Origin of the sequence: Pigmentiphaga litoralis, assembly GCF_048632615.1 — a bacterium.
Taxonomy (GTDB): domain Bacteria; phylum Pseudomonadota; class Gammaproteobacteria; order Burkholderiales; family Burkholderiaceae_B; genus Pigmentiphaga; species Pigmentiphaga litoralis_B.
Genome location: NZ_CP184479.1, coordinates 382,896 through 403,954, shown reverse-complemented (window position 1 = coordinate 403,954; position 21,059 = coordinate 382,896). Strand labels below are relative to the sequence as shown.

The window sequence follows — 21,059 nt, the reverse complement described above, 5'->3', positions numbered from 1 at the left end:
CCGATATGCCCCGTCCCATTTACGCCACCGTTTCCCGTTCCGCCCTTGCGCATAACCTCGCCACCGTCCGCCAGCACCTGGCTAGGGTGCCGGCGGTTGCCGCGGGGGCGGCCGGCGGCGGAGCAGGTGCAGCAGCAGGGGCAGCAGCAGGTGCAAGTACAGGTGCAGGGGCATCGACCTTGGCGCCTCCTCGTATCTGGGCCGTCATCAAGGCCAACGCCTACGGCCACGGGATTGAGCGCGCCATGGCCGGCTTTTCCAACGCCGATGGCCTGGCCATGCTGGACCTGGCCGAAGCCGTACGGTGCCGCGAGGCCGGATGGGTCGGCCCCATTCTGCTGCTGGAAGGGGTGTTCGAGCCAGCCGACCTTGATATCGTGGGCCGCTACCATCTGACCATCGCGGTCACCACCGATGAACATCTGGACATGATCGAGCATGCGCGTTTCGCCCGGCCGGTCGACGTCTTCCTGAAGCTGAACAGCGGCATGAACCGCCTGGGTTTCGTGCCGTCCGCCTATCGCGCCGCGTTCCAGCGGCTGTCGGATTTCGCCCAACGCGGCAAGATCGGGACGGTCGGTCACATGACGCATTTTTCTACCGCCGATGGCCCGGCCGGCATCGCCAACCAGTTGGCGGTGTTTCGCGACGTGACGTCCGGCCTTCGCGGCCCGGTCAGCCTGTGCAATTCCGCCGCCAGCCTGCGGTTCCCGGAAGTGGCGGCCGACTGGGTGCGGCCGGGCATCGCGCTGTATGGTTCGACGCCCTTCGACGATCGTTCCGCCGAATCCTACGGACTGAAGCCGGCCATGGCGCTGCGATCCACGCTGATCGGCACGCAAGACGTGCCCGCGGGTGGGTCGGTCGGCTACGGCGCCGCCTTCCGCGCGACAACGGCCATGCGCATTGGCGTCGTGGCCTGCGGCTATGCCGACGGCTATCCGCGCCATGCGGGCACGGGCACGCCCGTCGTCGTGGGGGGCGTGCGTACCCGCCTGGTGGGCCGCGTTTCGATGGACATGCTGGCCGTTGACCTGACCCCGGTGCCGGGCGCCCGGGTGGGAACGCCTGTCACGCTCTGGGGCGCCGATGGGCTGTCGGTGGACGAGGTGGCACAGGCCGCCGGCACCATCGGCTATGAACTGTTGTGCGCGGTTGCGCCGCGCGTAGCGATCCGATCCGAGGCATAAGCAACACAAGACCCCATGGCCAAACTGAAATCGATGTTCGTGTGTTCCGAATGCGGCGGCACCAGCCCCAAATGGGCCGGTAAATGCCCGCATTGCGGCGCCTGGAACACCCTGGATGAAACGACGGCGCCTACGGCTTCGCCCACGGGCGCCGCTCACCGTTATGCGCCGCTGGCGGCGTCGTCGCCGGTCCGCAAGCTGTCCGAGATCGAAGCGCGCGAAACGCCGCGCTTTCCCACTGGCATCGACGAATTCGATCGGGTGCTGGGCGGCGGCATGGTAGCTGGCGGGGTGATCCTCATCGGTGGTGATCCGGGCATCGGCAAATCCACCTTGCTGCTGCAGGCGCTGGCGTCCTTGTCGGCGTCGCGCCGCGTGCTGTATGTGTCGGGCGAAGAGTCCGGAGACCAGGTGGCTCTGCGCGCCACCCGGCTCGGCCTCGAAACCGGCAATGTCGACCTGCTGGCCGAAATCCGGCTGGAAGCCATTCAGGCTGCGTTGACCGACGTTGCGCCGGAAGTCGCGGTGATCGACTCGATCCAGACGGTGTATTCGGAACAGCTGACCTCCGCGCCCGGTTCGGTGGCCCAGGTGCGTGAGTGCGCCGCGCAATTGACGCGTTTCGCCAAGCAGCGCGGCATCACCATCGTCCTGATCGGTCATGTGACCAAAGAGGGCGCGCTGGCCGGCCCGCGCGTGCTCGAACATATCGTCGACACCGTGCTGTATTTCGAAGGCGACACCCATTCCTCATTCCGCCTGATCCGGGCGTTCAAGAACCGCTTCGGCGCGGTCAACGAACTAGGCGTGTTTGCCATGACGGACCGGGGTTTGCGCGGCGTGCCCAACCCGTCCGCGCTGTTCCTGTCGCAGCACGACCAGCAGGTGCCAGGCTCGTGCGTGATGGTGACCCAGGAAGGCTCACGGCCCTTGCTGGTCGAGATCCAGGCCCTGGTCGACACGGCGCACGTGCCCAATCCGCGCCGCCTGTCGGTGGGTCTGGAAGGCAATCGTCTGGCCATGTTGCTGGCGGTGCTGCACCGGCATGCCGGCGTGGCGGCGTTCGATCAGGACGTGTTCGTGAACGCGGTGGGCGGTGTCAAGATCACGGAACCCGCTGCCGACCTGCCGGTGCTGCTGGCCATCACGTCGTCCATGCGCAATCGTGCCTTGCCCAAGGGCTTGATCACCTTTGGCGAAGTCGGGCTCGCGGGCGAGATCCGTCCCGCGCCGCGCGGCCAGGAACGCCTGCGCGAAGCCGCCAAGCTGGGCTTCAGCATCGCGCTCATCCCGAAGGCCAACGCCCCGCGCCAGCCGATCGAAGGCTTGGAAATCTGGGCGGTGGACCGGCTGGACGCCGCGCTGGACAAGCTGCGCGGGGTGTAGCTGCGCAGGACCAGGTCCGGGCCGGCCGGGCTCCTGTTCTGGCCCAGCCCAGGCGCCTGACAGGCGTGTCCATCCGTCGCACCCGCCAAACGTCGTACGCGGATCACAAGCGCTTGAATTCATTCCGTATGCCCATACGTGCTGACTATCAGGCCGATAGGCCTCACCAACCTAATGTGACCCATCATGCGATTCGATCGACTGACCACCAAGTTCCAGCAGGCTCTGGCCGACGCCCAGAGCTTGGCTGCCCGTAACGATCACCCTTATATCGAGCCCGTCCACCTGCTGTCGGCGCTGTTGTCCGATACGGAAAGCGGTGCCGGCAGCCTGCTGGCGCGCGCCGGCGTGGCGGTCAGCAAGCTGACGCCGGATCTGGCCAACGCCGTCTCGCGCCTGCCGCAAGTGCAGGGCAGCGACAGCACCCTGCAGCCCAGCCGCGAACTGCAGGCGCTGCTGACCAAGACCGACAAGGAAGCGCACAAGCGCGGTGACGACTTCATCGCCAGCGAACTCTTCCTGCTCGCCGCTGCCGACGACAAAGGCGAAATCGGCCGTCTGCTGCGCGACGCCGGCCTGCAGCGCAAGGCGCTCGAGGCCGCCATCGACGCCGTCCGTGGCGGCGCGTCCGTCGACTCTCAGGAAGGCGAAAGCAACCGCGAGTCCCTCAAGAAGTACACGATGGACCTGACCGAGCGCGCGCGCCAGGGCAAGCTCGACCCCGTCATCGGCCGCGACGACGAAATCCGCCGCGCGATCCAGATCCTACAACGCCGCACCAAGAACAATCCGGTGCTGATTGGCGAGCCTGGCGTGGGCAAGACCGCGATCGTGGAAGGCCTGGCGCAGCGCATCGTCAATGACGAAGTGCCCGAGTCCCTGAAGGGCAAACGTGTGCTGTCGCTCGACATGGCGGCCCTGCTGGCCGGCGCCAAGTTCCGCGGGGAATTCGAAGAACGCCTCAAGGCCGTCCTGAAGGAATTGTCGCAAGACGCCGGCAGCAACATCGTCTTCATCGACGAACTGCACACCATGGTCGGCGCCGGCAAGGCCGAAGGCGCGATGGATGCCGGGAACATGCTCAAGCCTGCGCTGGCGCGCGGCGAACTGCATTGCATCGGCGCGACCACGCTGGACGAATACCGCAAGTACATCGAGAAAGATGCCGCGCTGGAGCGCCGCTTCCAGAAGGTGCTGGTTGGCGAGCCGACCGTGGAAGCGACCATTGCCATCCTGCGCGGCTTGCAGGAACGGTATGAACTGCACCATGGCGTCGACATTACCGACCCCGCCATCGTCGCCGCGGCCGAACTGTCGAACCGCTACATCACGGACCGCTTCCTTCCCGACAAGGCGATCGACCTGATCGACGAAGCGGCAGCCCGCATCCGCATGGAAATCGACTCGAAGCCGGAAGTGATGGACCGCCTGGAACGCCGGATGATCCAGCTCAAGATCGAGCGGGAAGCCATCAAGCGCGAAACCGACGACTCGTCGCGCCGCCGTCTGCAGCTGCTCGAAGAAGAATTGGGCAAGCTCAGCCGCGAGTACAACGACTACGAAGAGGTCTGGAAGTCGGAAAAGGCCGCGGTGCAGGGAACGCAATCGATCAAGGAAGAGATCGAGAAGGTGCGCGCCGACATGGCCGAATTGCAGCGCAAGGGCCAGTTCGACAAGCTGGCGGAGCTGCAATACGGCAAGCTGCCGGAACTCGAAGCGCGTCTGAAGTCGGCCGAAGTGGGCAATGAAGAAGGCGCCGCGCCCTCCGACAAGCCCCGTCTGCTGCGCACGCAAGTGGGCGCCGAAGAAATCGCCGAAGTCGTGTCGCGCGCCACCGGTATTCCGGTGTCGAAGATGATGCAGGGCGAACGCGCCAAGTTGCTTGCCATGGAGGACCGGCTGCATCAGCGGGTGATCGGCCAGGACGAAGCCGTGCGGCTGGTGTCCGACGCCATCCGCCGTTCGCGTGCGGGGTTGTCCGATCCGCAGCGCCCGTATGGATCGTTCCTGTTCCTCGGCCCGACGGGCGTGGGCAAGACCGAGCTGACGAAAGCACTGGCGGGTTTCCTGTTCGATTCCGAAGAACACCTGATCCGGATCGACATGAGCGAGTTCATGGAAAAGCATTCGGTGGCGCGTCTGATCGGCGCGCCCCCGGGGTACGTGGGCTACGAAGAAGGCGGTTACCTCACCGAAGCCGTGCGGCGCAAACCCTATAGCGTGATCCTGCTCGACGAAGTCGAAAAGGCGCATCCGGACGTGTTCAACGTCCTGCTGCAAGTGCTCGACGACGGCCGGCTGACGGACGGGCAGGGTCGCACCGTGGACTTCCGGAACACGGTGGTCGTGATGACGTCGAACCTGGCGTCGCATCAGATCCAGGCGATGGCGGGTCAGCCGTATGGTGAGATCAAGGCCGTGGTGTGGGACGAGATCAAGAACCACTTCCGGCCTGAATTCCTGAACCGGATTGACGAAGTCGTCGTGTTCCACGCTTTGGATGCCGAACACATCCAGTCGATTGCCCGAGTGCAATTGCAACGGCTGGCCGACCGTCTGGCCAAGATGGAGATGCGTCTGGAAGTGTCGGACGACGCCGTGGCTCAGATCGCACGGTCGGGCTTCGATCCGGTGTTTGGCGCGCGTCCCTTGAAGCGTGCGATTCAGCAGGAGATCGAAAACCCGGTCGCCAAGCTGATCCTGGAGGGCAAGTTCGGTCCGAACGACGTCGTGCCCGTCGATTGGCACGACGACGGATTCGTCTTCACGCGCACCTTGCAGTGATCATGCCTCGATAGGCGAAGTGCAATGACAAACCGGCGCATCCTGTGCGCCGGTTTTTTTGCCCTGAATTTTGCCCTGAAGGGTGCGCGTGACCGACGCGGCCTATGACCCCCGCCGCGTTGCGATCAGCACCACCGCCGCGATCCGGTCCGTTTCGGCGTAACACGCCGACAACAGCTCTTCGCCAAAGATGTCGGGATCCATTTCGCGGTATGACCACGTGATGTCGTCCCGCTTGAGCATCGGCGTGGCGGCGTCCAGGAATGGGTCCTCACCGTGAACGATGGCGACGCCGGTGTAGAGCACCAGCGTGCCCCCGGGGGCCAGCCGCGTGACGGCTGCTTCCACGATCGCCAGCGACAGCCCCGCGCCCAGCGGACCGCCGCCATGGCGATAGGCCCGTTCACTGGCATCCACCAGATACGGCGGATTGGCGACGATCAGGTCGAACTCTCCCTCGACGCCCTGCAATAGATTGCTGTCGCATGGGATGACGTTGGCCGTGCCGTTGACCGACGCGTTGACCTGGGTGGCTTCCAGCGCGGCGGCGTTGATGTCGGCCGCCCAGACCTCGGCGTCGGGCCATTGGCGCGCGATCATCAATGCCGCGCATCCACTGCCGGTGCCGATATCCACCGCGCGGCGCACGGGGGCGCGCCGCGCATCCATCACCTGCCGCAAGGCCGTGGCAAACCGGTAGGTGTCCGGCCCCAGAAACACGGAATCGGCTTCGGTGGTCGGGTAGGCCGAATGCATCAAGCACAGGCCGTCCACGGTCGACACACGGATCGCGCTGCGCCAATCGTCACCATCCCGTAGCGCGACGCCTGCATGATCCATCATGGCGAACACCACGTCGGGCAGCAGACCTTCTTCGAAAGGGCGGCTCCAGCCGAATACGTCTTCCAGTCGATTCGCCAGGGCATTGGTCGGGCGGTTGTTCACCCGTGCATGGGTTGCCGGACTCGGCGTGATGAACCGATAGCCGCCGTCCTTCAAATAGGAGGTCAGGGCGATCAACGCGTCCATGCGCAGTTCGTCATCTTCCGGGATCGTGGGGTGGTCAACCATGGTGTGCGCCTGTGCCGTCGGGGACGCAAAGCATACACGGCGACCTGCTCAACCGTAGGGGATGGTCGCGATTTGCAGGGGCAGGGCGGGGCGGGAACGGTCTTTGCGATGCCTTGTTCATCGACAAAACAGCAGCCGTGTCGGCACCCGACGCAGGCATGCGGCACAGGAAATGGATCATGCTTAACGACGTTCAGGAAAGTTTGCCAGTTGTTACGTCACGACGACCCCTGCGGGCGGGTCCTGCACGGCGGATTTACGATGCGCTGTCGCAGGCCAGCTTTTCCGCGCGTCAGGCCGACGCGGCGCGGGATTACCTGAAGGATCAACTTGCGTTGGCGCGCGATCTGGCCCCCGAGCTACCAGCCGACATGCACGACGTGGCGGACGCCCTGGCCGACCAGGCGGACAAGGTGGGAATGCAGTACCGGGACTACCTGGCCGAGCGCAAGGCGGGCGCCCCACGCCGCTACTTCACGACGCGTGCGCATGCACTGCATTTCATTCGCGGTGTGGCGCCGACCAAGCTGGTGGACGGCGCCTGGCTGTATGGATTGCTCAACCGTAGTGGTGATGCGCGCTACACGCCGCTGGTCAAAACCTACCTTGAAGAATTGGGTGACGGCGTACCGGGCAAGAATCACGTGGTGCTCTACAACGCCTTGCTCGATTCGAACGACTGCAACACCTGGCAGACCTTGAGTGACGATCACTTTGTCCAGGGCGCCATTCAGCTGGCCCTTGCCAGTCACGCGGAAGAATTTCTGCCCGAGATCATTGGGTTCAACCTGGGGTACGAGCAGCTGCCTTTGCATCTGTTGATCACATCGTACGAATTGAATGAACTGGGCATCGATCCCTATTACTTTACCCTGCACGTGACGATCGACAACGGCAGCACCGGCCATGCGCACCGCGCGGTGCAGGGCATGCTGGCCGCCGCTCCCAAGATGGGCGACCGCGACGCCTACTACCAGCGTGTCGTGAACGGCTACATGCTCAATTCCCTGGGCGCCAGCACCGAGTCCGTCATCAAAAACTACAGCCTGGACGCCGAGATGCTGGACGTCATGGTGCGCAAGGCCGACGTGGGCAAGCTGGTGCATTCCGACTACTGCCGGGTAGGTGGCCGAAGCGTGACCGACTGGCTGGCCGAGCCGGATCAGATTCCTGGCTTTCTTGCCGCTATGGAAAAGCACGGCTGGATCAAGCGCAATCAGGATCCCCAGAACAGCCGGTTCTGGAAGCTGCTGCAGGGGGAACGCGCCGAGATGTTCGGCGTGTTCGACGGCTACGAGCGTCAGGTCATTCACGACTGGATTGCGGGGGAAGCACTGACGCATCCGGCGCCGCGCGTGGAAGGCCAGCCCGCGCCGACCTTCCCGCCCCGCCAATTGTCGTTCCGCGCGCGCCAGCGTTTGTTCAACACGCTGGCCGTGCATGACGATGAAGCGGTCGGCAAGGCGTCGGTGGATGGTGGCAAAGGTTTCGGTGGCAAGCCGGGCGCCGAGGGCGCATCCGAAGAATTGCGCGAATTCGAAGACCAGTTGGCGTCGGCACGAACCCCGGCCGAAGCGCGTGCGCATCTTATCGCGTGGATGTCGCCCGCCTTGCACCACACCGAGCCGGGTCTGTTGGCGACGCGTCTGTTCTCGCGCCAGCTGGACGCGACGCTGGTTTGAGGGACGCTTGACGCGGGGCGTGAACCGCGCTGCGTCGGGAAGATATGCAACGGCTGCCTCTGAGAGGCAGCCGTTGTTGTTTGACCGATCCCGCGGCGCGTGGCCGGCGCCGATGACCGCTCAGCTCGATGCGGGCGCCGCCCCGTTCTGCGGGTCCACTTCCGAGGCATGCTGTGCTGACAACGCCGCGTCTTCCTCGCGGATCTTCGCGAATGACGGTCGCGCCGCCATTCGATCGATATAGGCCTGCACAGCCGGTGTCGGTGTGATCAGCTTGAAGCGTGTGACCCACTGCAGCGACGTCCCCCAAAGGATATCCGCTGCCGTCATGCGGTCGCCCAAGATGTAGGGACCCTTTTCCAGATGGTTCGAAATGGCGGCGATCGTCGTCTCGGCATCACCATACGGTGTGGCCGACGGCGGGCCCGGCTCCCGGTTCATGGCTCGGTCGATCAGCGCCGGCTCGAAGCACGATCCATAGAACACCATCCAGCGCAGATAGGCGCCACGCATCACGTCATTGACCGCGGGGGCAAGGCCCGCCTCAGGAAACATATCGGCCAGGTAGAGGTAGACGGCAGCCTGTTCGGTAACCAGCACACCCTGATGGACCAGCGCCGGCACCTTGCCCATGGGATTTACCGCAAGGAAAGCCGGAGATCGCTGTTCATTGGCCTTCATGTTGAGCACATGCAGCCGATAGGGCACACCTAGTTCTTCCAGCAGGATGCGAGCGCCCGCCGATCGGGTATTGGGCGCGTGGTAGAGCACCAGGTCGCCTTGATCCATCACGGGGTTGGGGCTGAATGGCCCCGGCTGCTGTTGCGGCGCGGGACCGTGCTGCGGTAGGGGTGCCTGCTGCGCCGCGGCGCGGGCGCCCGAGTCAGTACTGCCGTCGATCCGAGGGGTGTGGTCGGGATTCATTAGGTTACGTCCTTGGCAAGAGATGGCCGGAGCCGGATGAACTTTCAGTGCTAGCGTTACGCAGACGCGCCCACTGAGCCGGCGGGCGCGATGACTCTTGATGCGGGGACACATGAACGTGCGATGGTGGGCGCTGCCCTTGATATGTCTGGCGTGGCAAGCGAACGCGCAAAGCGTCGCGGAAACAAGCGCCGCCACGGCCGCCCCGCTGCCAAGCAAGGCCGTCGTCGACGCCCGACTGGACCGCCTTTACGGCGCCCACCAGCCTTATGCTGACTTCCTGGCTGCCTTGCAAAAAGCGGTCGCGGCGGACGACAGACCGGCCGTCGCCAACCTGGTCCACTATCCTTTTTCGACGATGCTGGCGGCCCGCCGCAAGGTGCTGAAAACCCCCAAGGCGTTCCTGGCCCGGTATGACGACATCATGACGCCCAAGGTGAGGGCGGCCATCGCGGCGCAAACTTACGAGACGCTGTTTTCGAACAGCAACGGACTCATGATCGGGTCGGGGCAGGTGTGGTTTACCGGCAAATGCGTCGATGCCACGTGCGCCAAGCCGGCCAGGATAGGCATCAGCGCCATCAACCACTGACAGACTTTCCATGCATGACAAAGGACACCTCCCATGACCAATCAGACCGCCGCTGGCAACACCCCTGTCGTTGATGGAACCGGCGTGCGCTTCACTCTGTTCCATGACACCCGCGGACCCGTCGTCGTCGAAATCGCCTGCAGCACCTTGCGTCGCATATTTCAGGCCCGCAGCGACGCACCCGACGATCTGCTGGACGCCTACGTCAAGCACCAGGCTCAAATCCACCAGGCTGCCACGGTCAAAGTCCCCAGTAACGGCATGGTGCTGCTGGCCGACGGCGACTTCGCGTCCACGGCGCGTGACCGCAGCGCCGGCGTGACGTCGTAACCAGATGGCGTGCAAGGTGGTGGCTGCAACCCGGACGCGCTACAGTCACGGCTCATCTTAGGTGGAGCAGCACATGGCGGACACATCGCGGACCGGTACGACCCCGGCGCCGATTGCGCGAATCGTTGGCTGGTATGACAGCGGCGCGGCGGCAATCATCGAAATCGTCATCGACGGCACGACGACCCATCAGGTCCTGGACCCGCTCGGCACGCCAGAAATTTCGGGTCAAAGCCTGAGCGCCGCGCGCAAGGCGGCCGTGGCGCTGTGGGGCGAATTCTGCGGCGCCGTCTACGAACAGACGCTGGACGACGAGATCGATATCGAATTCGAGCCGGCGATGGAAGTGCCGACCGATGTGTCCGACGACGCGTCGGACAGCACCGGGGCAAAGAAAAAGAAGAAAAAGAAGAAGTGAGCCGTTGTCCGCCCTACATCAGTTAGTGTGAGGACGGCTGGCGGGCCTGGCGCATGCAACAAAGGGACCTTTCGGTCCCTTTGTTTTTCCTGATCCGGCGCCATCTACGCTTTGCCGCGGAAGGCCTTTGAATTACCGGCCGTAGTAATAGTCCGCGGGCGGATAGTCGCGATGACGGGGCCGTGGCGCGTAACACGGCACATATTCCTGCAGGTAGGTATCGAAGCAGCGTTCACGCGGGCGGGCATAGACCACCGGCGGCGGCGCCTCGTACACCACCTGGGGCGGCGGCACGTACACGGGCTGCGGCGCGGAATACACGACGGGCGGTTCGTAATACCGGGTCGCGGCCGAGCCAAGCAGCGCACCAATCACGGCGCCACCGATCAGGGCGCCTGCCACATTGCCGCCGCCACGATGGCCGCCGTGGCCGCCATGCCCCCGGCCACCGCCCCAGGCGGATGCCTGGCCTGCCATGGTCAGGGTGGCTACGAGCAAAAGTCCGGTTGCGACGCGTTTCATAGTGATCTCCAGGTCCGCGGTGTTTGCGGATGAAACCATTCTCGGCCTGCAATGTGGAGCAAAAATGGTCTGAGCGTAACCAAATCTGTCAGGGCGTTGGCCCGGCATCAGCCCACATGACCGTCGTATTCGGTATCCGTGATCTTTCGGCGCAGCACCGGGCCCTCGACCAGTGTCGGATTGGGTGCCTTGTCGAAAGACGGCTCACCCAGATCCAGCTCGGACTGGAGGGTCGCGGCGTGATGACGCGCGGACATTTCGAACGCATACAACCGGCGTTGGGCAGCGCGACGGGTGTACTGGAAAATTTTCTTCATGACTAGGCTCTCCGGGACGCGGGCCATGGTAGCGCACACTCGCTTACGTCGTCCAAAACGCAAGGCCGGAATGCTGTGCAAAAGCCACTAGAATCCCTAGCTCAAACACGAGGTGAAGGTCTCCCATGACCGTGAACGACACCGCACTCCAGGATTTCATCGCCCGCCACCCCAGGCTCTTTGTGTTGACCGGGGCAGGGTGCAGCACCGATTCAGGCATTCCCGACTATCGCGATGCGACGGGCGGCTGGAAACGCAGCCCGCCCATGACGTATCAGGTCTTCATGGGAGACCCGGTGGCCCGGGCTCGCTACTGGGCGCGCAGCATGATCGGCTGGCGCAGCTTTGGCCGCGCCCGCTACAACGCCGCACACGCAGCGCTTGCGCGGCTGGAGCAACAGGGGCACATCGCCCTCCTGGTCACCCAGAACGTGGACGGGCTGCATCAAGCCGCCGGCAGCACCCGTGTGCTGGACTTGCATGGGCGGCTGGACCGGGTCCGGTGCATGAGTTGCGAACGTGTCATTCCCCGGCCAGACGTCCAGGTCATGCTGGAAAGCGCCAATTCCGAGTGGGTGCACCTGGCTGCCAGCGACGCGCCGGACGGCGACGCAGACCTGGATCATCAGGATTTTTCGCAGTTCCGTGAGCCGCGGTGCGAAGCATGCGGCGGGATTCTGAAGCCGGATGTGGTGTTCTTTGGCGAGACGGTTCCGCGCGAACGGATCGAACAAGCCATCAGTGCGCTGGAAAGCGCGGATGGCATGCTGGTGGTAGGATCGTCGTTGATGGTGCACTCGGGCTACCGCTACGCGCAAATGGCAGCGCGGCTGGGTATCCCGATTTGTGCCGTCAACCTGGGGCAGACCCGCGCCGACGATTTGTTGACGCTGAAGGTTCAGCAGTCCTGTAGCGTGGCGCTGGAAGCTCTGGTGGCCTGACGGGCCCGCATTCAGCCTAGGACGGGACTGTTTGGCGATGGTTCCGGTGAATCCGGCTCCACAGGTTGCTCCGAATCCGTTTCGTCGGGATCCGGCACACCGTGATAAGGCAAAGCCATCTCTGCCGCAAGCAGCATGGCGCGATAGTAGATGTCGAAGGCGGGTAGAGCGGTGGACATGTCAATCTCCGTGATACCCGCTTTCAGCAATTTTTGTGCCGTGCAGCGAAACCCCTCCGATGAACGGTCATCGGCCTGTCATCCCCAGGAGCGAGTGCGGTTCTTTCGTCAACCATGGCCGTCCAGCGTGCCGCGCCATGCCGTGCAAGATGTAGTTTTTCCCACACCGAGAGTGCAATGGAACAAGGAAGTGACGCCGCGCTGATCAAGCGCGCGATCAAGGCATACCTGCGCAGCGGGTCTCCCGACCAACCCGGCAAGGATTCGGTAATCCGCGAGGCCGATGGCCACCGCTACGTGCTCGTCCGGAACAAAGCCGGCCTGATGGCCGTGTATCTGGTCATGGGCAGCACGTCGGTCCAGCGAGTACGTGAATGGCCGGAATCCCTGGATATCATGTGATACAACACCGCGTGGCGTCGTCGTCCTGTTGCGGTTGATCCTGCCCCATTACCCCGGGTTATGATCGACCAACGCATTTTTCCCGGGGGGAAGTATGGGACGGTATGTGGGTGGACATCTCGGCGCAGCAAGCCTGACCGCATTGGCTGCGTTGGCGCTTGCCGCATGCAGCGGCCATGGACCTGGGGGGCGTGGAAACCGTCGAGCATGGTCGATGCCAACGGGGGGATCGTTCCTGCGGCGACCACGGCCAAGCCGGACGCCTTTTTCGTGTCCCGCAAGCCCATGGAAGGACTGGCGGAGTGCATCGCCTGGGGCTGGCGCCACCAGGCCGAGAACAGCCCCGCCGCCGCCATATTGGCGTCGAACGACAACGGCCAACAGATCCTGTCTGAAGGCCAGCGCGAACGCCTGGAACTGCGGCCCGGCCCGGTCAACACCGAAGTCAGCCTGTACCGGATGGCATCGGGTGATGATGAGGGTATGGCCAAGCGCATTGCGGTGCTCGAGGCGTGTTTGTAAAGCCTCCGCTAGACCCGCTGGCGCGCAAGACGGACGATGACCCGTCTACGGCAGGTCAATAGGCTGCCAGGGTGCGGGGAAGCGAGCGCTCGCCAGCGCTCCGGATCACGCCATCCGCCCACTTGGCAAAAAAACTTGGCAGACGAGTTGCACTCTTCGTCTGGAAATACTAGAATCGCAGGCTGCTTCGGCAATGGCGCGATAGCAAAGCGGTTATGCACCGGATTGCAAATCCGTGTAGGTCGGTTCGACTCCGGCTCGCGCCTCCAGATTTCTGCATGCAACTCAACGGGTTGGCGGTTCGCAATGAATCCCCGACACATCGAAAACCCGTTGAAACACCCCTCGAACACCCCTCAAACACGCTGGAAATCACTCGAACGAGTGATCCTGTCACGCGTGTACTGCGCAGTTTGCCGTGTAGGTAGGTTCTAGTATCGGTAGTCGACCTGCCGAGGAACCCACGTGCCAACCATCCGCCTCACGCCAAACGGAAAGCGCTTCAAAGTCACGATACGCGACAAGCTGCTGCCCAAGCCGCTGGACGACACATTCGACGATCTGATAAGCGCAGAAGCGTACGCTGAACCGTGCGAAAAGTGGCTGGCCGCCGGCATTGTGCCCACGGCTATGGTTGCGGAGCCGACGAAGGCCCGAAAGCTCGTTGGTCCAACCATTCGGGCGTGGATCAACACGGGTGAGCCATCCAAGTCAGACGTCGCCATCCTCGATCTACTTTTCGATGAGTTGGGAAAGTTGGAACGCTCCCAGCTGAGCTATCGCTGGGCGGACGAGTGGGTGCGCGGCATGAAGCGCATTCGCAACTTGGCGCCGGGCACGATTCGCAAGCGAGTTGGCGCTTTGTCTGAGATGCTGGCCTGGGAAATTCGGACATTACCTAACCTGGGACTGCCAAATCCGCTGACGTCACTTCCGAGGGGCTATTCGACCTACAACGAGGTCGATGCCGAAGTCGCGCGCTCGGCCGGAAGGGAGCTTAGGGTCGACGTCCAGCGCGAGCGGCGCCTTGCCGTGGGCGAAGAGCGCCAAATCCTCGCAGCACTTGCTGGGAAAAAGCGACCTGATCGGGAGCGACCGCTTGTTTCGGATGACCTTCCTATGTTGCGGGCGCTGTTCCAATTGATCATTGGAACTGGCGTACGGCTTCGGGAAGCGTACACAACGCGAGCCAGCCAAATTGATTTGGCCAGCAGACGCTATCGGGTACGGTCGACAAAGCAATGGCGGGGCCGCGTCAAATTCCGGGACGCGCCAATGACCCGAGAGATTCATCAACTGCTGACCGAACACATGTCCAGTCGTCCGTTCTGGAGTGCGAACGACCTCATATTTCCGTTCTGGGACGGTGATGAGGCGACGCTGTCGGACGTCACCAACAGATTGTCCAAGCGCTTTAAAACGCTTTTGGAGTACGAATGCTGCGTTGACCTTGCCGAACACGACCTGCGCCATGAAGCAACTTGCTGGTGGTTTGAGTTGAGATCGCCTGACGGATCGTGGATGTTCTATCAGGAAGAGATCTCAAAAATAATGGGGTGGGTGCCTGGTTCGTCTATGGCGGAACGATACGTATCGTTCCGGGCCGAGGACATGACAGCGCGACTTTGGGCCAACGTTGCTTAGCCATAGCCGAACCACAATACACCGATGCCCGAACAGCCCAAGGCGCCGTTACCTGATTTTGAACGGCTGCGGGTGATTAGCGCGAGGCCAACTAGCACGCACGATCTATGAAGTGGGCTCACCGGGCAAATCACGCCAGCGAAATAATGGGAGGCAGCGAAGCACTCGTCGCCGTGAGAGAATTCGCAATGGATGGCTGCCGCTATCCAATACCAACGCGTACAACATTTGACAGGGATATCGTGGACATTCCTTTTGAGCCAACGTCCTCATTCTGCTATCGCTTTGCCCGGTACAAAGCACTTCCTGAGATCCTCACGGAACCTGTGGTCGCAAGCGGCGAGCAGTTTCGGCTTATTGAATATGCTCGTAAGACAATTGATAAGTATCTGACGCTGGAGCAGCAGCAGACTGTCATAAAACGGGCCAAGTCCGACAAGACGACGACGGTCGGGGCAGACATCCGATTTTTCGTTTCTTACGTCGCCAAAGACGCTGGGTATTTACATAGTCTGGGAAAAGGGCAATTCAGGTTGCCCGCGCCTGAGGACGTCAGCGAAGAGGAAATAGAAGAAGCGACGATTGAAGGGGCAGCCTTTGAAGCTGACGAAACCGGTCAAGTTTTCGATTTTGATGGCACTGTCTACGCGTTTAGTTTCCCTATCCTAGTCAAGCATGAGGGAGCATTCCCAATCAAGGTTGGAATGGCAACGGGGGATGCACAAAAGCGAGTCGATGATCAATGCCGTTACTCATCCTCCTTCGACAACCCCGTTCTACTCGGTCAATGGCCTGCCCGCAAAGTTCGCGCGATGGAGTCGGCGATTCACAATGTGCTCAAGTCGCGAGGTAAATGGCGGGAGAATGTTCCGGGTAAGGAGTGGTTCGATACCACCGTAGCCGAGATCGACGCGATTGTTCGGTTTGTGCATGACGACAATTGACTGAGACAAGGGCGCCGCCGGTCGTCAATCTTTGAGCCGCTCTGGACCGATCTTTGGGCCACTTAGCACCAGAGAGGCGATTCTGTCTCCAGCTATTCTGCCATCGCGCCGTTGTACCAGGTCGAAGATCCGCGCGTGATGCAGCACGTCGAAGCAATGGCAACGATGCTGGCTATGTATTCGGCGCAGCTGGAGACCGCCATGTCCGAGCAGTTCGAAAAGACGTGGGACGCGACTGTTCTTGCCGATGCGGCGATGCGGGGCATCGTCCGCAAGGCCACGCCCGCCAAGGTGCGCATTCGAGCCGTCAACAAAGGTGCATCAGCGTTCACGATTGACTCAGAGAGGACTCTGCTGGACTCGTCCGGCCGGTCGGACCGCGTTGAAACGCCCGCCACTGTGGATGCAGGCAAGGAAGCGTTGATCGAAGCGGCTCAGCTGCGATCGGTTCTGGTTCCTCATACCGTGACCGGAAGTGAGCCGTTCTATGCGATCGAGGTTCCGCCGCCTGACGACGACTTGTAACTCTGCGGCGTAGCGGTATCCGATGGCGATGGTGAGTACTCCTATAGCGATCGGTACACAAACACCTTTCCGAACGATCGCGTTTTCTACGTCGAAGCTGACGACCGCCAGCGCGTGTATGTGCGATTCGGTTTTAAAGGCATTGTCGGCGTGCAGCCCAAGGACGGAGCAGTCATCAAACTGCTCGTTTCCTACACCGCCGGCGATATTCATCCGGAGTTCGGCAATCCGTTTTCTTTCGAATACCTGAGCTCCCCGCTTAAAGCCAGTTTGGAGTTGGTCATGCACGCGATTGTGCAGGCCGGCCAAGCTCCCCCGTCCATGTCAGTCCTCAGAGATCTCGCAAGATACCCGTCGGTATATGACGGGAATGCGGTGTTTCTCGGTGAGTTCGACTTACTGGTGCGCCGCACCTTTCCAACCTTGCGGTTCCTGTCAGTCTCGAATGAGGCGGAGGAGGAGAGGGCGCGCGGCCCGAGCTTGGACAACATCAACACCCTATTTGTTGCGTGTCTCTCTGCCGAGGGCGGGGAGCAAGTCCTAGACGAGGCGTCTCCGGAAGCGCCGGTTGCTCCCTTGAAAGTGGCGGCGGATTCCTTATCGAGCACCCAGCTGGCGATCCAGGCGACGCTGCTATCGGCGGACGACAGCTACCGCGTCAGCTTTGTTACGCCTGTTCGGTGAGAGATCCTAATGACCGTAAATGCGAGGGTGGCCACATCCTACGTCGCTTCTGACGTTCGGAGCCAGATTACCGAAGCACTTTTGCATGAGTTTGGCGAGACAGCCGCTGGTTCACGGCGGGGCAGGAACAGACCGCTTTACCAGCGGGTATATGCCCTGTTGCGTGAAAAAGTGCCCGCGCTGTCCGCCGGGCAGGCCGACCTGATGGTTCAAATCTCCGAGCCGCAGGCTCATCAGGTTCGTCCCGAGACATGGCGCTACGTGGCTCCTGAAACTCTGACGGTCAACGTTGAATCAGCTGCGGTGGCCCTTCCATCGTGGGGCGGGTAGCGGTCATGTCGTTGGACTTTTCTAGTGCGGAGCTCCCTCGGCTTCGCCCGCTTGAAAGAAGCTTTGTCGAGAACGAGGTGGAGGAGGCATTGAAAGGCCTATTCCTGGACTTGTTTCGATCGCACCTAGCTGCCAAAGATTTTGACGCGAACGTCTTGGGTGCCGCGCATCTGGGCTCCTTCGAGCTTGTCGGCAAAGCGGTGAACGCTGACGGCCTTGCGCTGCTGAAGGACCATCGGGAAGAAGCGTCGACTCGATACCTATAACCCGCATGGAAGTCGGCTGACGCGCAAGGGCGCGGGCTCCACTTTCTCCGAACCTATCTGCAGATGCTGGCCCCGAATGCCGTCAGCGCTTACCAGCTATGGCAAAGCAAGACCAAACCTTATCCAACCGATCTGGTGGCATACCCGAAAGAGGGCTACTTCCTGACAAGCAGGATCGGGATCTACGTCAACCTTGTGGTGGCAGCATTCAGCAAGATGATTGATCTGCAGGAGATAAACAAGCTGGCGAATTTCCCCGAGACGGTGATGCCGGCGCGGCTCGTGCCAATCATCAGATTCATGATTGGCCACAACAACGAGATCGGCGTCGCAAACGTCAAGCAGATCACGTCGGTTGGTCGATGGTCGGCCGGCGCTGCCGCGGTGCAGCCCGCGCCTGCACTGGAACAGAAAGCCGAAGCGCGGCTTTTTATTTCTACAACGGTTTTTTGGGAGCTGATGTCGCCGCTTCAGACAAGCGGTTAATTCAAGATTTTTTCGAGAAAACCCTTCGATTTTTAGACGAAAAAGCTTATTTCCCGGCGAACCGCATTGCCCATGGTGAAGCATTGCGTACTGAGTTAAGAAGTAATGCCCAGACGGTATCAGTGGCAACCTTCGCGAAGACACTTACCGAACGCGGATCAAAAAGACTATATAGCTTTTATGACGCGACTAAATTTTCCTACACATGCGATTACTAAGGACGTTGAGTACGTGAAAAGCAAATTTCGCCGTCGACGGAAAGTCGTTTTTGATAGCGGCGTGATGATTACCATTCCAGCGGAATCAATCTGGTTAATCGATATATCGCCAAATAAGAAGAATTATATGGATCCGTCGAAGCAAATGACCGATATCGTTGGATGTCGATTCGTGACCCTAGTTAGTTCTGACATTGAAATCGTCGAGAGAGCGTTGATCGGATTTTCCGGCTGGACCGTGACTCGAGAGCGGCATTATGCTGATGAGGTTGCGGCGAAACCGGGCGAGTTTGATTACCAGTCTGTTCACTATCTGGCGATCTGCTTCCAAGAATTTACTCATGGGGGGACGATAATCCCTGAAGGCACTACCTGCGAGGTTCAGCTCCGCAGTCTATTGCAGCACGCCTATGCGGAGCTTGTCCACGACAATATCTACAAAGCCGATCAGTATGTTCCTCAGTCGACGAAGCGGTTGGTGGCTCGCAGTATGGCGCTCATGGAGGCCACCGATGAAATGTTCTGCTCTGTTGCTAGAGAGTTGGACGACGTCAATCGCAGTCAGAGGTTTTGGTACGCTTGTCTTGACACCAAATTTAAAGAAATCACTGGCATAGGGTTTTACTCGAGCCTCGACGAGCATACGTTAATTATCTTGGAGCGGTTTAGAGAATTGCTAAGAACCGTTTCGTTAGCTGAGGTCACTCGGATGTTCGAGGCAATGGCCTACAGGACAAAGATCGCTGAACGTCAGGACCTAGAACTCTTTTCGAAGCCAATATGTGTTTTGGTTTTCTGGCTTGCGAAACACCGCTTTGACGATCTGAGCAACGACTGGCCATTGGCGAGCCTGGATAGCGACGTCGCGGAGATAGCCTCGTTCGTTGGTTTCTCTTGGCATTAGAGGTGCTAGCATAGAGCAGCTGCTCTCGAGCCGCCCTAGAATGAATCCGAGCGAGCCCTGGCGTTCAGTTACCCGCGCCCGCACCGAGCGCGCTCTTAATAGTCATCTGGTTAATCGCGCGCGTCGTTCTTACTACTTAATGTTGACATCCCACTTCAGGCCTTTCTTTTGAAGCGGAACTGACCTACCTACTGGGTCCGGCATAATCGGCAATACTCTTCGAGGCTTATCCGTTTTCATATCCAATTGAAGAAACGCGACTGATATCGCAACAGGATCTGAATACCTATATTTGAAGGCAACAGCCGACGCAATTCCGTTTGACGAGCCCAAAGAAGCCCCCTCACCGGCCATCTTGGCACCAATAGCTGCTGTCGATACGCTCGAGTCTGCAGCGCTTTTTAGCTTACCGCGGGCTGCTTCCTCGGACGGAATCAAATCGGCTGCTTTGCCGACTGAGGCTCCGACAGTGTTACCACCAGACGGTGGTGTGGGTTGGTTTAAGACAGCTGCTGCCGCAGGGCTTGCAGGGATAGCATTCGCGGCACCTCCAACTGCCTTATCAGATCCTTCACCTATCTGTGGCTTGCCTAATACTTGTGCTTGTACTGTAAGAGCTTGAGCTAAAGTTTCCCCCCACGAATATGATATCTCGGTGGTGTAATAAACCTTCCAAGATACAAACACCCCAATCGTGCAGTCCGGTGTTTCGAACTCACGCAGCGATGCCAGAGCATTTTGGAGGGGGCTTCCTTTCCCGCTGCAAGACCTTCGTCGATGGCAGCCACCGCTGAGATATAGGGAATCGCCGTGTAAGCGGCTTGTGGGATGGCGAGGTTGTAATAGTCTTCGTGCGTCCGACTTGCGCCGACTGCAGCTTTCACAACACCGAACAAGCCTGACATTGAGACATCGTTCCGAGACGACGCTACGAACGAGGAGCTTGGGAACGCCACGACAGGTAAGGGCAACGAGCCGCCGTTAGGAAGCTCGACCACCATCCTGTCAGAGTTGGTCTCGGACCTCAATCTGAATTGAGGTCTAGATTTAGAGTCATCTAGCAAGCGTGGATAAAACGACTCGAACCGGTCGAGGAGAAGGCCCTTAAAACGTCTTGCAGAGATAGCACCGCTCTCGGTTGAGTTATCTTGTCCTTGGCCTAGTAATTCATTCGTTTGCTCTCTCGGCAAGTCTACCAAGCCAGCAACCATGTCTTCCCTACATAAAGCGTAAATGTCACCTGGAAAGAAACCTCCGCGCGGTGGATAAAGCGATGACATACTTGTTGACGGAAATAGTCGTTCGCCCCAGATTTCTCCAATCGGCTGATAAGGGGTTCGGGGCGTGCTGCAGCCGGCAATAAAGCTCAAAGAAACGGCCGAGAAAATTGTCTTATTATTCATCTTGGATGTTCCCAGTTGCGTCTATCCGTGATCCAAGTCTAGGCGCAAGTCATCCAGATGAGCCAAGTATTATAATTATCAACTGTTTAGCGTCGATAGCAACGAAGGGCTTGAAGTCAATGAAAAAGGTGGATCTGTCGTGGCGCCGCTTATAGAGATCCCTTGTGCCCCCAAACGCAGAAAGCGGCATGATTTGCATGTTCTGCAAATTCCCGGATCTGGTGGATCAAATTCGAAGCAGACTTAAATCCGGGATACCCGAACTTCACACGTTATGCTCGAGTTCGGAGGCAAGCGAGCACTGCAATTCGTTAGGGCAATTTCCTCCGGCTAAGCGATCATGCTTTGAGGTGAGCTGCCGAGCGGTCTATTTTTAAAATGCATATCCCGCAAGA

At 60.5% G+C, this 21,059-nt stretch carries 21 protein-coding genes and 1 tRNA gene; 17 read left to right on the top strand and 5 right to left on the bottom strand.

The features are described 5' to 3' along the window. Positions 1–5 precede the first annotated feature (5 nt). From alr to clpB, 3 genes are all read left to right on the top strand, one after another. On the top strand, positions 6–1,190 hold the full coding sequence (gene alr, locus ACNANG_RS01930) for an alanine racemase (protein ID WP_420225769.1): 1,185 nt from the start codon (positions 6–8) through the stop codon (positions 1,188–1,190). 15 nt (positions 1,191–1,205) lie between these two features. Next, complete coding sequence (gene radA, locus ACNANG_RS01925) at positions 1,206–2,576, top strand: DNA repair protein RadA (protein WP_179588178.1); 1,371 nt, start codon at positions 1,206–1,208, stop codon at positions 2,574–2,576. 186 nt (positions 2,577–2,762) lie between these two features. Then, positions 2,763–5,360: an ATP-dependent chaperone ClpB gene (gene clpB, locus ACNANG_RS01920; RefSeq protein WP_420225768.1), complete on the top strand. Its 2,598-nt coding sequence runs from the start codon at positions 2,763–2,765 to the stop codon at positions 5,358–5,360. Between the two features lie 102 nt (positions 5,361–5,462). Here the strand turns inward: clpB and ACNANG_RS01915 are convergent, their stop codons facing one another. Continuing rightward, positions 5,463–6,431, bottom strand: coding sequence for a methyltransferase (locus tag ACNANG_RS01915; protein ID WP_420225767.1), 969 nt, complete (start codon positions 6,429–6,431; stop codon positions 5,463–5,465). A gap of 179 nt (positions 6,432–6,610) precedes the next feature. Here ACNANG_RS01915 and ACNANG_RS01910 point away from each other — a divergent pair, with 179 nt between their 5' ends. Further along, positions 6,611–8,113: an iron-containing redox enzyme family protein gene (locus ACNANG_RS01910; RefSeq protein WP_420225766.1), complete on the top strand. Its 1,503-nt coding sequence runs from the start codon at positions 6,611–6,613 to the stop codon at positions 8,111–8,113. A gap of 120 nt (positions 8,114–8,233) precedes the next feature. On the opposite strand, the gene ACNANG_RS01905 is transcribed toward ACNANG_RS01910, so the two are convergent. Continuing rightward, positions 8,234–8,902, bottom strand: a complete 669-nt coding sequence (locus ACNANG_RS01905; RefSeq protein WP_420227679.1) for a glutathione S-transferase family protein — start codon at positions 8,900–8,902, stop codon at positions 8,234–8,236. Positions 8,903–9,149: 247 nt separating this feature from the next. Between ACNANG_RS01905 and ACNANG_RS01900 the strand changes: the two genes are divergently transcribed. From ACNANG_RS01900 to ACNANG_RS01890, 3 genes are all read left to right on the top strand, one after another. Continuing rightward, on the top strand, positions 9,150–9,629 hold the full coding sequence (locus tag ACNANG_RS01900) for a hypothetical protein (protein WP_420225765.1): 480 nt from the start codon (positions 9,150–9,152) through the stop codon (positions 9,627–9,629). 33 nt (positions 9,630–9,662) lie between these two features. Next, positions 9,663–9,959 carry a hypothetical protein gene (locus ACNANG_RS01895; protein WP_420225764.1) on the top strand — a complete coding sequence of 99 codons (297 nt, stop codon included), beginning with the start codon at positions 9,663–9,665 and terminating at the stop codon, positions 9,957–9,959. Positions 9,960–10,032: 73 nt separating this feature from the next. Beyond that, complete coding sequence (locus ACNANG_RS01890) at positions 10,033–10,377, top strand: hypothetical protein (RefSeq protein WP_420225763.1); 345 nt, start codon at positions 10,033–10,035, stop codon at positions 10,375–10,377. A gap of 132 nt (positions 10,378–10,509) precedes the next feature. On the opposite strand, the gene ACNANG_RS01885 is transcribed toward ACNANG_RS01890, so the two are convergent. Both ACNANG_RS01885 and ACNANG_RS01880 read right to left on the bottom strand, forming a co-directional pair. Further along, positions 10,510–10,899 (bottom strand): hypothetical protein, encoded by a 390-nt coding sequence (locus tag ACNANG_RS01885; RefSeq protein WP_420225762.1) that lies wholly within the window; start codon positions 10,897–10,899, stop codon positions 10,510–10,512. A gap of 107 nt (positions 10,900–11,006) precedes the next feature. Then, the gene (locus ACNANG_RS01880; RefSeq protein WP_189609151.1) at positions 11,007–11,216 is read right to left on the bottom strand and encodes a hypothetical protein; all 210 of its coding nucleotides are present in this window, start codon (positions 11,214–11,216) and stop codon (positions 11,007–11,009) included. A gap of 125 nt (positions 11,217–11,341) precedes the next feature. Here ACNANG_RS01880 and ACNANG_RS01875 point away from each other — a divergent pair, with 125 nt between their 5' ends. Continuing rightward, a complete protein-coding gene (locus ACNANG_RS01875; RefSeq protein WP_420225761.1) occupies positions 11,342–12,157 on the top strand; it encodes an NAD-dependent protein deacetylase in 816 nt (271 codons plus the stop codon). An 11-nt stretch (positions 12,158–12,168) separates the two neighbouring features. Here ACNANG_RS01875 and ACNANG_RS01870 read toward each other — a convergent pair whose 3' ends face one another. Continuing rightward, positions 12,169–12,336 carry a hypothetical protein gene (locus tag ACNANG_RS01870; protein WP_420225760.1) on the bottom strand — a complete coding sequence of 56 codons (168 nt, stop codon included), beginning with the start codon at positions 12,334–12,336 and terminating at the stop codon, positions 12,169–12,171. Positions 12,337–12,513: 177 nt separating this feature from the next. Here ACNANG_RS01870 and ACNANG_RS01865 point away from each other — a divergent pair, with 177 nt between their 5' ends. The 9 genes from ACNANG_RS01865 to ACNANG_RS01825 all read left to right on the top strand — a co-directional run bounded on the left by ACNANG_RS01865 (position 12,514) and on the right by ACNANG_RS01825 (position 19,261). Beyond that, positions 12,514–12,738: a hypothetical protein gene (locus tag ACNANG_RS01865; RefSeq protein ID WP_420225759.1), complete on the top strand. Its 225-nt coding sequence runs from the start codon at positions 12,514–12,516 to the stop codon at positions 12,736–12,738. 207 nt (positions 12,739–12,945) lie between these two features. After that, positions 12,946–13,260 carry a hypothetical protein gene (locus ACNANG_RS01860; RefSeq protein WP_420225758.1) on the top strand — a complete coding sequence of 105 codons (315 nt, stop codon included), beginning with the start codon at positions 12,946–12,948 and terminating at the stop codon, positions 13,258–13,260. A 195-nt stretch (positions 13,261–13,455) separates the two neighbouring features. Then, positions 13,456–13,529 (top strand) — tRNA-Cys (locus ACNANG_RS01855). Between the two features lie 196 nt (positions 13,530–13,725). Continuing rightward, a complete protein-coding gene (locus ACNANG_RS01850; RefSeq protein ID WP_420225757.1) occupies positions 13,726–14,904 on the top strand; it encodes a tyrosine-type recombinase/integrase in 1,179 nt (392 codons plus the stop codon). A gap of 107 nt (positions 14,905–15,011) precedes the next feature. Then, positions 15,012–15,848 carry a GIY-YIG nuclease family protein gene (locus tag ACNANG_RS01845; RefSeq protein ID WP_420225756.1) on the top strand — a complete coding sequence of 279 codons (837 nt, stop codon included), beginning with the start codon at positions 15,012–15,014 and terminating at the stop codon, positions 15,846–15,848. 135 nt (positions 15,849–15,983) lie between these two features. After that, a complete protein-coding gene (locus ACNANG_RS01840; RefSeq protein ID WP_420225755.1) occupies positions 15,984–16,373 on the top strand; it encodes a hypothetical protein in 390 nt (129 codons plus the stop codon). Between the two features lie 114 nt (positions 16,374–16,487). Then, positions 16,488–17,057, top strand: a complete 570-nt coding sequence (locus tag ACNANG_RS01835; protein WP_420225754.1) for a hypothetical protein — start codon at positions 16,488–16,490, stop codon at positions 17,055–17,057. A gap of 659 nt (positions 17,058–17,716) precedes the next feature. Next, complete coding sequence (locus tag ACNANG_RS01830; protein WP_420225753.1) at positions 17,717–18,139, top strand: hypothetical protein; 423 nt, start codon at positions 17,717–17,719, stop codon at positions 18,137–18,139. 231 nt (positions 18,140–18,370) lie between these two features. Then, positions 18,371–19,261 (top strand): GTP pyrophosphokinase, encoded by an 891-nt coding sequence (locus tag ACNANG_RS01825; protein ID WP_420225752.1) that lies wholly within the window; start codon positions 18,371–18,373, stop codon positions 19,259–19,261. Positions 19,262–21,059: the final 1,798 nt, after the last annotated feature.

Excerpts from the sequence above, each read along its gene's own strand:
- ACNANG_RS01885 (WP_420225762.1), bottom strand. The coding sequence starts at position 10,899 with ATGAAACGCGTCGCAACCGGACTTTTGCTCGTAGCCACCCTGACCATG.
- ACNANG_RS01860 (WP_420225758.1), top strand. The coding sequence starts at position 12,946 with ATGGTCGATGCCAACGGGGGGATCGTTCCTGCGGCGACCACGGCCAAG.
- ACNANG_RS01845 (WP_420225756.1), top strand. The coding sequence starts at position 15,012 with ATGAAGTGGGCTCACCGGGCAAATCACGCCAGCGAAATAATGGGAGGC.
- ACNANG_RS01875 (WP_420225761.1), top strand. The coding sequence starts at position 11,342 with ATGACCGTGAACGACACCGCACTCCAGGATTTCATCGCCCGCCACCCC.
- ACNANG_RS01870 (WP_420225760.1), bottom strand. The coding sequence starts at position 12,336 with ATGTCCACCGCTCTACCCGCCTTCGACATCTACTATCGCGCCATGCTG.
- ACNANG_RS01905 (WP_420227679.1), bottom strand. The coding sequence starts at position 8,902 with ATGGATCAAGGCGACCTGGTGCTCTACCACGCGCCCAATACCCGATCG.
- radA (WP_179588178.1), top strand. The coding sequence starts at position 1,206 with ATGGCCAAACTGAAATCGATGTTCGTGTGTTCCGAATGCGGCGGCACC.
- ACNANG_RS01915 (WP_420225767.1), bottom strand. The coding sequence starts at position 6,431 with ATGGTTGACCACCCCACGATCCCGGAAGATGACGAACTGCGCATGGAC.
- ACNANG_RS01865 (WP_420225759.1), top strand. The coding sequence starts at position 12,514 with ATGGAACAAGGAAGTGACGCCGCGCTGATCAAGCGCGCGATCAAGGCA.
- ACNANG_RS01830 (WP_420225753.1), top strand. The coding sequence starts at position 17,717 with ATGCTGGCCCCGAATGCCGTCAGCGCTTACCAGCTATGGCAAAGCAAG.
- alr (WP_420225769.1), top strand. The coding sequence starts at position 6 with ATGCCCCGTCCCATTTACGCCACCGTTTCCCGTTCCGCCCTTGCGCAT.
- ACNANG_RS01880 (WP_189609151.1), bottom strand. The coding sequence starts at position 11,216 with ATGAAGAAAATTTTCCAGTACACCCGTCGCGCTGCCCAACGCCGGTTG.
- ACNANG_RS01895 (WP_420225764.1), top strand. The coding sequence starts at position 9,663 with ATGACCAATCAGACCGCCGCTGGCAACACCCCTGTCGTTGATGGAACC.
- ACNANG_RS01910 (WP_420225766.1), top strand. The coding sequence starts at position 6,611 with ATGCTTAACGACGTTCAGGAAAGTTTGCCAGTTGTTACGTCACGACGA.
- ACNANG_RS01900 (WP_420225765.1), top strand. The coding sequence starts at position 9,150 with ATGAACGTGCGATGGTGGGCGCTGCCCTTGATATGTCTGGCGTGGCAA.
- ACNANG_RS01890 (WP_420225763.1), top strand. The coding sequence starts at position 10,033 with ATGGCGGACACATCGCGGACCGGTACGACCCCGGCGCCGATTGCGCGA.
- clpB (WP_420225768.1), top strand. The coding sequence starts at position 2,763 with ATGCGATTCGATCGACTGACCACCAAGTTCCAGCAGGCTCTGGCCGAC.